This window comes from Mesorhizobium sp. M7A.F.Ca.US.014.04.1.1, assembly GCF_003998745.1.
Classification (GTDB): Bacteria; Pseudomonadota; Alphaproteobacteria; order Rhizobiales; family Rhizobiaceae; genus Mesorhizobium; species Mesorhizobium ciceri.
The window spans coordinates 1-10,269 of the sequence record NZ_RZRW01000171.1; the positions used below are offsets into that span (position 1 = coordinate 1).

The window sequence follows — 10,269 nt, forward strand, 5'->3', positions numbered from 1 at the left end:
TTCACTCCCTGCCCTCAGCTAAGGTACATTTTCATCCATGGTGCTGATTTGCGCCAGTGACCCGCCGCACAGGCGGGTTTTTCGTTTGACGCTTCGTCGGCCAACGCGCCGGCAAAGGCTCCGAAGAAGCCCGTTAACCCGGATTCGTTGTCCTGCACGGCCTGCGGCCCGCTTCATCCCCAGCCTCCATTCGCTGGCTATGAAACCGGACAACTCACGTGCTAATCCGGACAACTCATGTGCTTACGACACGGCCCGCGGCCCACTTGCCTCCCACAAGCCGCTCCTGTAAGAGAACCGCCATGAACACGCGCGCCAGCAACGCTTCCCGTCCGACCGGTTTTTCCGGCGAGACCGTGCGCGCGCTGGCTTCGACCCTGCTTCTTCTCGGCCTTATCGGCGATCGCCGGGTTCGCTGAAGGAGCGCCCGGCGGTCGAACCGCCGCGCAAGCGCATGCTCCTTGGCAATCACATCAAGCGAACGAAATTCTGGTAAAGGCGCCGCTCGCCATCAATCCACCTGAAGGTGGATCCATGAGCCGCCGGGAGAAACGACGATGAACGCACGAGAAGAGATCCGCTCCGATGCCGCGGTAGCCGACACGGATTCGGCCAAAGGCATGCCCGACGCGGCTCGCAAATATCAGCCCTATCCGACCGTCGGTCTCACCGATCGCACCTGGCCCTCGAAGGTTATCGACAAGGCGCCGATCTGGTGCTCGGTCGACCTGCGCGACGGAAACCAGGCGCTGATCGATCCTATGGGCCATGAGCGCAAGGCACGCATGTTCGGCCTGCTGCTCGACATGGGCTTCAAGGAGATCGAGATCGGCTTCCCGTCGGCATCGCAGACCGATTTCGACTTTGCCCGCTGGTGCATCGAGGAAGGCAACGTACCCGCCGATGTCTCGCTGCAGGTGCTGGTGCAGTGCCGGCCGGAGCTGATCACCCGCACCTTCGAGGCGCTGAAGGGCGCCACCAACCCGATCGTCCATTTCTACAATTCGACCAGCGAATTGCAGCGTCGCGTCGTCTTCGAGAAGGACGTCGGCGGCATCAAGCGGATCGCCACCGACGCCGCCAAGATGATCACCGACATGGCGGCCAAGGCCGGCGGAGGCTTTCGTTTCGAGTATTCGCCGGAAAGCTTTACCGGCACCGAGCTGGAAGTTGCGCTGGAGATCTGCAACGCCGTCACCGAGATCGTCAGGCCGACCGCTGACAACAAGCTGATCATCAACCTGCCCTCGACGGTCGAGATGTCGACACCCAACATCTATGCCGATCGCATCGAGTGGATGTGCCGCAACCTCGACAACCGGGAGAACCTGCTGGTCTCGCTGCATCCGCACAATGACCGCGGCACCGGCATCGCCACCACCGAGCTCGGCCTGATGGCCGGCGCCGACCGTGTCGAAGGCACGCTGTTCGGCAATGGCGAGCGCACCGGCAATGTCGACATCGTCACGCTGGCGCTGAACATGTACACGCAAGGTGTCGATCCGTTGATCGACTGCTCGGACATCAACCGGATGAAGGACGTCTATGAATATTCGAACCAGTTGAAGATCCCCGAGCGCCACCCCTATGTCGGCGAACTCGTCTACACCGCCTTTTCCGGTTCGCACCAGGATGCCATCAACAAGGGCATGAAGGCGCTGAAGAAGGCCAATACGAGTCTGTGGGAAGTGCCCTATCTGCCGATCGACCCGGCCGATGTCGGACGCAGCTACGAAGCCATCATCCGCATCAATTCGCAGTCCGGCAAGGGCGGCATCGCCTATGTGCTGCAGGCCGATTACGGCCTCAATTTGCCGCGCAACCTGCAGATCGAGTTCAGCCAGGAAATCCAGGCGATCACCGATGCCGAGGGCAAGGAAGTGCCGGCCAGGCGCATCTACGAGCGCTTTCTCGAGACCTATGTCGACCAGCCCGGCGCGCGGCTGAAATTCCTCGATCACCACACCTATCCCAGCACCGAGATCAAGGGCCGGCGCGTCGTCGAGGCGGTCATCCTCGACAACGGCAAGGAACTGACGATATCGGGCACAGGCACCGGCCCGATCGACGGCTTCGTCGATGCGCTGTCACGTCATCTCGGTGTCGAGATGTCGGTGCTCGACTATTCCGAGCACTCGATGCAGCGCGGCTCGAACGCGTCGGCCATTTCCTATGTCGAGATGGAATATCCCGGCGGCAAGCTGTTCGGCGCAGGCATCAACACCAACATCGTCGCCGCCTCGCTGGAAGCAGTGATGTCCGCCGCCAACCGTATCGTCGGCAAAAAAGCCGGCTGACGCCCGACGGGAACAAAGATCGGAACCGTCCAATCTGGTGATCGGTTCCGACCTTTCGGGCCGTTAACCACCGCGGAATTATCCGGTGGGTACGTGATCGCATAATGGGGTGTATACTTGTGTGGTGGTGCGGGACCTATATGATCGCGCCTCAACCTGTGCCGACTTCGAGAGGATCGACACTTGCAGCATGCCACGCCTGCCGCCCCCGCAGTGCGCGAGACACTGGAGCGACTGCTTGCCAGCCAAACGTTCGGCCGATCCGAACGCGCGCGCAAGCTGCTACGCTATCTTGTCGAACGTGAACAGGCCGGCGAAGCCGACAGGCTCAAGGGCTTTTCCATTGCCATGGATGTTTTCGGCAAGGACGGCGATTTCGACCCGTCCACCGATGCCGTGGTGCGGGTGCAGGCAGGCAGGCTGCGCGAGCTTCTGCAGCACTATTTCGCCAATGAGGGAATTGCCGAACCGGTCCGCATCGCCATTCCGCGCGGCGGCTATGTTCCTGCCTATGAATCGAATGCGATCCGCCTGCCGGATATTGCCGAGGCTGTTCCCGAACTCAGGCTGGACGGCGCCGCATCCGCCGATCGGTCAAACGAAGCCGGCACGGGCACGCCGGAGGCGATGTCTCTGACTTCCGTACCGACTTCGCCTGCCCCCTCGGTGGCGCGCCATCTCCGCTTTTTCTGGATGGCGATCGCCCTGGTCATCGCCATGCTGGGCGTACTGATCCTTCGCCAGGGCAGCACTGCCTTGCTGGCAGGCGGCGACATCTCGGCAACGCCGGAGACCGCTGGCGCAACCGCAAGCATCACATCGTCGGCAAGGGCTGACGCCCTGCCGCAAGTCTATATCGGACTCAAGGCTGACGGCTCCGACGCCAGCCGTGTCGCCGCATCGCTGCGCGCCGGCCTGAGTGGCTTCGATACGATCGACTTCATCGGCCGCGACACCGTCAACGATCCAGCCGACGACGCTGCGAGCTTCATATTCGACATCCTGCCCGGACCGGACGCGGGCGATATCACGATAGAACTGCAAAGCATGGCGTCCGGACGGGTGCTTCTATCGCGCAATCTCACCCCTGCCGACAGCGCACCTGCGGCGGTCGAAGACCGTATTGCCGACATGCTGAGCTCGGCACTCCCCGCCTCCGGCACCATCTACAACTATATCGAGCAGACCGGCACGCCAAACGGTCTGACGCAGTGCCTGCTGCTCAACGGCAAATATTACCTCGACCAGAACGCCAGGACCCATGAGGCGGCCTATCGTTGCCTCGAGAAGCTGGCCAATGGTGGAACCAAGTCCTCGCTCGTCTATTCGGAACTTGCTTCCCTGCATCTCGAGGCGGTGTCCGATCATTACGCCTATCCGCCCAACGCGACGATTGAAACAGCCGTCGAGTTTGCCCATCGCGGCGTGCAGATGGGTCCGACCAGCCCTTATGCGCATCGCGCCTACGGCTATGTCAGTTCGCACCTCGGCAATACGGACGAATCAATCCGCTGGATGCGCAAGGCCTATGAACTCAACCCCTACGATCTCGGCATGGCCGCCGCTTACGGTTACGGGCTGATCTTCGCCGGACGCTACGCCGAGGGAACGCCGATCCTCGATCATGCGGCGGAGACCTTCAGCGGACACCCGACATGGTGGGACTATGGGCTGTTCGTCGGTGAGCTCATGCTCGGCGACACGAACAAGGCAGTCGCGGCCAGCATGGCACTGAGAACGACCGCAACGAAATCACACTATCTGGCGGCACGGCTGATCGGCGCCAAGGCTGCCGGACAGGACCATCTGGTGAGCACGCTGCTGAAACAGTTGACCACCGAGTTCCCCAAATTTGCCGCCGATCCGCGGGCGACTTTCGTCGAGCGGAAATATCCGGCCGACCTGACCGACCGGCTGGTTCAGGCGCTGCGCGCTGCCGGGCTCGGCAGCCCGAGCTGACATCATCGACGTCCGCGCACTGGCTGCGCCGTGTCCCGATGGATTTACTGCGCTCCGATCGCCGAATGCCGGTTGATCCCCAAGTTCTGTACACAACCGTACAAATCGCGAAAATTTTACTGGTCATCATGTCGGACTAGGAGCAATTCAGCCACGATTGGTGTCGCGCATTCTGCAATAACAAAAAATCAGCTTTCATGACCGCATCACTTTTTGCCGCCGAAGAGGGTGTTGGCTCGAAGGCCATCGTCCTGCTGCACGGTTTCGGCGGCTGCCACGATGTATGGCGCGAGGTGATTTCCGCCCTGACGCCTTCCACGCATACGCTGGCCTATGATCTGCCTGGGCATGGGATGTCGCTCGACTTTCCCGCCGCCGGTCCGGCCAGGGTGGCGGCCAAGGCCGTGCTGACCGACCTCTCGGAGCGTCGGCTGAAGCGCGTTCATCTCGTGGGCCACTCGATGGGTGGTGCCGTGGCGGCGCTGATGGCGCTGGCCGAGCCCGAAAAGATAGCCTCGCTGACGCTTCTGGCGCCGGGCGGCCTTGGCCCCGAAATCAACGGGCCGCTGTTGCGCCGCTATGCCGAAGCCGCGGATCGGTCCGAGATCCGCTCCTGCCTCTCCCAGATGTCGGGACCTTCTGCCCTGCCGCTCGAACATACGGTGGACATCCTTTGGGAAATGCGCAGGCGACCCGGCCAACTCGAAAAGCTGGTCGGGATCGCGGCCGCCATGACCGTGGACGATCGGCAAGGCGTCATCCCGCACGATCGCCTCGATCGGCTGAACATGCCGGTAATGGTGGCATGGGGAACCAGCGATGCGGTGCTGCCCTTTACCCAGGCGGATGACCTGCCGGCGCATTTTCACGTGCACCACGTGCTGGAGGCGGGCCATATGCTGGCCGAGGAAGCACCCGACCTCGTTGCCGAGATCATTCGCCGCAACACCAGCCGCCGCGCCAGGCCGCACCGCCAGAAATTCGCCGCCGCAGCCAGCTGACCTTTTCGCGCACGACGACCCTCCTGAGCACCCCGACGCCGTCGATCTCGCCAGTGCATTTTGCCGGCGGCTGTGTTAACCCAGTGTTAACCAAACCCACGAGGCAGACGCCGATGAAGGAAGCAGGCGAGAAGACCATCGACCAGTCGAAGAAACTGTCCGATGCCATCCGTGATGTCAAAAATGCCTTCGCCGACCGCGACGATGTCGTCGTCGACATGCGCGAGGCGCATCGCATGCGCCTCGATCTGCTTGCCGCCGAGCTGGCGCCGGTTTTTGCCGATGTTCCGGCCGACATGGACAATTTCGACTTTGTCGTCTCGTCCGGCTTGCAGCCGCGCCTGTGGATCGACGCCATCAGCCATGTCGCCATGGGGCGCGACCGCCGCACCTATCGCTTCCTCAAGGACACCCGCATCGGCCGGGTGGTGCTTGCCGAATCCACTGAGATGAAATCGGTTGCCGATTCCGTGACGCGCTATGTCGCCGAGCGCATCGTCGAGCGTCAGAGGATGCTGGAAGGCGGCGTCGAACCCGCCGTCGCCGGCCTGAAACGTGCGTATGTGCCAGAAGCCGAACCGCCGCTGCGCGCGACGGAGCGCGGCAAACGCTGGTCGGCCCTTCTGTCCGGGCTTGGCCTGGTCGCTGCCGGCGCATTGGTCGGCCTTGTGGTGTCGGTCGTCCTGTTCTGGGACCGCATCATGGCCATGGTTGTCAATTTGCGGCCATAGCGGCCTCGGCGCCAAGCTCCACCGTCTGCAGATCGGATGGCGGTATGGACGGCCCGGTCAGGCCGCGCCGTGTCAGCCGGATCCGCCAGTTTCCCTTTTCACCGTCGATGTCGAACAGATTATACTGCGCCGCCGGGTGCTTGCCACCCGGCGCCTGGCCGGCGGCAGCGACACCGACCGCCGGGATCCTGACGCCTCGACCGCCGATGAAGAACAGCGACGGCAGATGCGAATGGCCGTGCAGCACAAGGTCGGCGCCATGGCGGCGAATGATCTTGTTGAAGCGGGCGATGCCGAACAGCCGCTTGTGCTGCGGGACCGCGCCGCGCACCGGCGGATGATGGATCATGATGACGCGGAACAGCCCCTGTCCGGCAGTGTCCTGGAGGATTTTGCCGAGCCTATCCCCCTGGCCTTCCATGAAAAACCCATTGGCCATGAAGGGTGCCGTGGCGCGCGCCGTCGAGACGCCGATCAGCGCGACATTGCCGCGTACACGCAGATAGGGGAAGGCGTTGCGGTCGACCGGCGTGTTGACGCCGTCGCCGCTCATCCACGCCGCCCAGGACCGGCAGACCTTGTCGAAGGCGCCTGGCACATAGGCGTCGTGATTGCCCGGAACGACCGAAACATCATGCGGCGGCCCCAGCGTCTCCAGCCAGTGCCTGGCCATCTCGATCTCGCCGTCGAGCGCCAGATTGACCAGGTCGCCGGTGACGGCGAGGTGATCAGGCGTGTTCGCCTTGATGTCGGCGACGATCGTGTCAATGACCGCATCATGCATATGGCGGCGGCGGTTGCGCTGCCAGTTGACATAGCCGAGCACGCGCTTGGAGGCGAGATCGCGATAGGATACATCGGGGAGCGGCCCCAGATGGACATCGGAAATATGCGCGAGCCTGAACATACAACCTTCATAGGCGACCCGCGCGCGGCTTTCCACCCACGGTTTCGCTATCAATGACGAGCCCTGAAGATGCCTTCCGCCAGACCGGCTGGCCAGGGTTGAGGGCCAGGCTGTTCCATCTCTATTTCGTGCTGCGGAGGCCGATGACGCTTGGCGTGCGCGGCCTGATCCACGACACAGCGTCCAGATCCGTCTTCCTTATTCGCCATACCTATGTACCGGGCTGGCAGCTTCCCGGCGGCGGCGTCGAAGTCGGCGAGACGATGAACGAGGCGCTGGCCCGTGAACTGGCCGAGGAAGGCAACATCGCACTGACCGCCCCGCCGGTGCTCAAATCGATGCATTTCAACCGCCGCTCCAGCCGCCGCGATCATGTCGGCCTTTATCTGCTCGAGCATTTCAGCCAGACGGCGCCGAAGCTGCCGGACCACGAGATCGCCGAAGCCGGCTTCTTCCCGCTCGACCGCTTGCCGCGGGGCACGACGCCGGCGACGCTGCGCCGGATCGCCGAGGTTTTTGACGGCGAGCAGCCCTCGCCCTACTGGTAGGTCAGGCCGCCGCTTTCTCGAAGCGGGCCCGGTCATGCCGTGCGGCATAATCGAGATCCGGTCCGACAGGCACGATCCGCGTCGGATTGATCGTCTGGTGGCTGCCGTAATAATGAGCCTTGATGTGATGCATGTTCACCGTCCCGGCCACGCCAGGGACCTGATAGAGATCGCGCAGATAGTTGGACAGGTTCGGGTAGTCGGCGATGCGGCGCAGATTGCATTTGAAATGGCCGACATAAACCGGATCGAAGCGCACCAGCGTGGTGAACAGCCGCCAGTCGGCCTCGGTGATACGACCACCGACGAGATAGCGCTGTTTTGCCAGTCGCTCCTCCAACGTATCCAGCGCCGAAAACAGCTCGCCGAAAGCCTCTTCATAGGCGCGTTGCGTGGTGGCGAAGCCGGCGCGATAGACGCCGTTGTTGATGGCGGGATAGACCAGCGCATTGATGCGGTCGATCTCGCCGCGCAACGCCTTCGGATAGAAATCGAAGCTGGCGTCGCCCCAATCATCGAAGGCTGAATTCAGCATGCGGATGATTTCGGAAGACTCGTTGGAGACGATGGTCTGCTCCTTTTTGTCCCACAGCACCGGCACAGTCACCCTGCCCGAATAGGCGGGATCGGCCTTGGCATAGATCTGGTGCAGGAAGTCGAGGCCGTAGAGCGTGTCGCCCGTGGCGCCGTCCTCAGCTACGAACGTCCAGCCGTTGGCGCCCATGAAATGATGCACCACGGACACCGATATGATGCCCTCCAGCTTCTTCAGCGCACGAAAGATCAACGTCCGGTGGGCCCACGGACAGGCAAGCGAGACATAGAGGTGATAGCGGCCGGGCTCGGCCTTGAAACCGCGCGTCCGGCCTTCGGCAGGCGCCCCGCCAACGGTGATCCAGTCGCGCCATTGCGACTGCGCCCGCACGAACCTGCCACCATTGTCCGCCGTATCGTACCAGCGGTCCTGCCATCTTCCTTCGACCAGCAATCCCATGCGAATCTCCTTGCGTCCTGTTGGTTGATGTAGGCGCAAGGCTGCCCTGTCGAAGACGTCAGGTGCTGAACAGACCGTCACTTGGCCGAAATGACGGACAGAAACGGCCGATTGCAGCGGCGGGAAATTGATGCTAGCGGACAATCCGCATGTTCGACTTTGCTTTGATCCGGTTTGACCGACGACGAAAGGGCGCCCGCGCTTGATGAAGCGCTGACTGGCGAATGCTGCCGTTTGCAGCAACCTTTCCTCCTTGTACCGGACCGCAAAGACCATGAGCCTTGCCGACGTGAAATACCTGCCGGAAACCCCGGCGCACGACCCCGAGATCGAAGCCATCAACGACGAAGCCTTCGGGCCCGGCCGCTTTGTGCTGGCCGCCTACAAGATTCGTGAGGCCGGAGGGCACGAGCGCTCGCTGTCCTTTGTCGCCGTCAATGGCGACATCGTCGTCGCCTCGGTGCGCATGACCCGCATCGCCGCCGGTGCCGGCCGCGCATTGATGCTCGGGCCGCTCGCCGTGCGGCCGGCCTTCAAGAATCTCGGCATCGGCCGCCGGCTGGTGGCGATCGCGCTGGAGGCCGCTGCCCGGGCCGGCGCACCTGCCGTCATGCTGGTCGGTGACGAGCCCTATTACGGGCCGCTCGGTTTCAAGCGGATTCCGCGCGGCCAGATTTCGATGCCGCGCCCCGTCGACCTCGACCGGCTGCTGTCGCACGAGATCGCGCCGGGCGCGGTCGCCAGGCTCTTGGGCGAGGTCTGCCACGCCGATCAGGCCAGGGTGACCGATCCTACCGCGGCGATGGCTTGACCTTTCCCATCGATCTGGCGCCTGATCCGTCCACTGTTCCTGAGATCAAAGGATGACGTCATGAACCCGAACGGCCAGATCGCGATCGTCACCGGCGGCGGCTCCGGCCTTGGCGAGGCAACGGCGCGCGCGCTGGCCACCAAGGGAGCCCGCGTCGCCATCTTCGATGTCGGTATTGACCGCGCGGTCAAGGTCGCGGCCGAGATCGGCGGTATTGCCGTCCAATGCGACGTCAGCAGCGCCGACAGTGGGACTGCTGCCCTCGCCGACGTCGCCGCCAAGCTTGGCGAGCCGCGTATCCTGATCAATTGCGCCGGCATCGCCATCGGTGTGAAGACGATCGGCAAGGATGGTCCCCATCCGCTTGATCAGTACCGCAAGGTGATCGAGGTCAATCTGATCGGCACGTTCAACATGATCCGCCTCGTCGCCGAACGCGCGTCGAAGCTCGAGCCGCTGCCGGGCGGCGAGCGCGGCGTCATTGTCAACACCGCTTCGGTTGCCGCCTATGATGGCCAGATCGGGCAGGCCGCCTATGCGGCGTCCAAGGGCGGCGTCGTCGGCATGACGCTGCCGGTGGCGCGCGACCTTGCCCGTTCCGGCATCCGCGTCTGCACCATCGCTCCCGGCATCTTCAAGACGCCGATGATGGCCGGCATGCCGCAAGAGGTGCAGGATTCACTGGGCGCCGCCGTGCCGTTCCCGTCGCGCCTGGGCGAACCGTCCGAATATGCCGCTCTCGCCCTGCACATCATCGAGAACCAGATGCTGAACGGCGAGACCATTCGCCTCGACGGCGCCATTCGCATGGCGCCGAAATAAACCGGTCATGAGCGCCGGCCTGTCCGCTGCCGCTAAAACCGGTCCGCTGACCGGGCTGAAGGTGATCGAGATGGCCGGGCTCGGCGCCGTGCCGCTGGCCGGCCTGATGCTGTCGGAGATGGGCGCGCAACTGTTGCGCATCGAACGGGCGGGGACGAGCCAGCTCCTGCCGCTGCCGGATGAGCATAACATCGACCGC

General features: G+C 63.2%; 10 protein-coding genes. 8 read left to right on the forward strand and 2 right to left on the reverse strand.

The genetic code is table 11. The features are described 5' to 3' along the window. Nucleotides 1-557 precede the first annotated feature (557 nt). The 4 genes from leuA to EOA22_RS13855 all read left to right on the forward strand — a co-directional run bounded on the left by leuA (nt 558) and on the right by EOA22_RS13855 (nt 5,988). Nucleotides 558-2,297, forward strand: coding sequence for a 2-isopropylmalate synthase (gene leuA / locus EOA22_RS13840; protein ID WP_032899463.1), 1,740 nt, complete (start codon nt 558-560; stop codon nt 2,295-2,297). A gap of 183 nt (nt 2,298-2,480) precedes the next feature. Further along, nucleotides 2,481-4,256: a hypothetical protein gene (locus EOA22_RS13845; protein ID WP_063168867.1), complete on the forward strand. Its 1,776-nt coding sequence runs from the start codon at nt 2,481-2,483 to the stop codon at nt 4,254-4,256. 197 nt (nt 4,257-4,453) lie between these two features. Next, nucleotides 4,454-5,257, forward strand: a complete 804-nt coding sequence (locus tag EOA22_RS13850; protein ID WP_024504511.1) for an alpha/beta fold hydrolase — start codon at nt 4,454-4,456, stop codon at nt 5,255-5,257. A gap of 113 nt (nt 5,258-5,370) precedes the next feature. Continuing rightward, nucleotides 5,371-5,988: a hypothetical protein gene (locus tag EOA22_RS13855; protein WP_063168868.1), complete on the forward strand. Its 618-nt coding sequence runs from the start codon at nt 5,371-5,373 to the stop codon at nt 5,986-5,988. Here EOA22_RS13855 and EOA22_RS13860 read toward each other — a convergent pair. Next, nucleotides 5,972-6,895 (reverse strand): metallophosphoesterase, encoded by a 924-nt coding sequence (locus EOA22_RS13860; RefSeq protein ID WP_013529920.1) that lies wholly within the window; start codon nt 6,893-6,895, stop codon nt 5,972-5,974. The genes EOA22_RS13855 and EOA22_RS13860 overlap by 17 nt on opposite strands. A 53-nt stretch (nt 6,896-6,948) precedes the next feature. Between EOA22_RS13860 and EOA22_RS13865 the strand changes: the two genes are divergently transcribed. After that, nucleotides 6,949-7,443 (forward strand): NUDIX domain-containing protein, encoded by a 495-nt coding sequence (locus tag EOA22_RS13865; RefSeq protein WP_063168869.1) that lies wholly within the window; start codon nt 6,949-6,951, stop codon nt 7,441-7,443. 1 nt (nt 7,444) lies between these two features. On the opposite strand, the gene EOA22_RS13870 is transcribed toward EOA22_RS13865, so the two are convergent. Then, a complete protein-coding gene (locus EOA22_RS13870; RefSeq protein WP_063168870.1) occupies nt 7,445-8,437 on the reverse strand; it encodes a glutathione S-transferase family protein in 993 nt (330 codons plus the stop codon). Between the two features lie 274 nt (nt 8,438-8,711). On the opposite strand from EOA22_RS13870, the gene EOA22_RS13875 reads away from it, so the two are divergent. The 3 genes from EOA22_RS13875 to EOA22_RS13885 form a co-directional block, all read left to right on the forward strand. Beyond that, a complete protein-coding gene (locus EOA22_RS13875; protein ID WP_013529917.1) occupies nt 8,712-9,248 on the forward strand; it encodes an N-acetyltransferase in 537 nt (178 codons plus the stop codon). Nucleotides 9,249-9,308: 60 nt separating this feature from the next. Continuing rightward, nucleotides 9,309-10,070 carry a 3-hydroxyacyl-CoA dehydrogenase gene (locus tag EOA22_RS13880; protein ID WP_027162200.1) on the forward strand — a complete coding sequence of 254 codons (762 nt, stop codon included), beginning with the start codon at nt 9,309-9,311 and terminating at the stop codon, nt 10,068-10,070. Nucleotides 10,071-10,077: 7 nt separating this feature from the next. Further along, nucleotides 10,078-10,269 (forward strand): CoA transferase (locus tag EOA22_RS13885; RefSeq protein WP_206521282.1); only part of this gene is annotated, 192 nt, incomplete at its 3' end.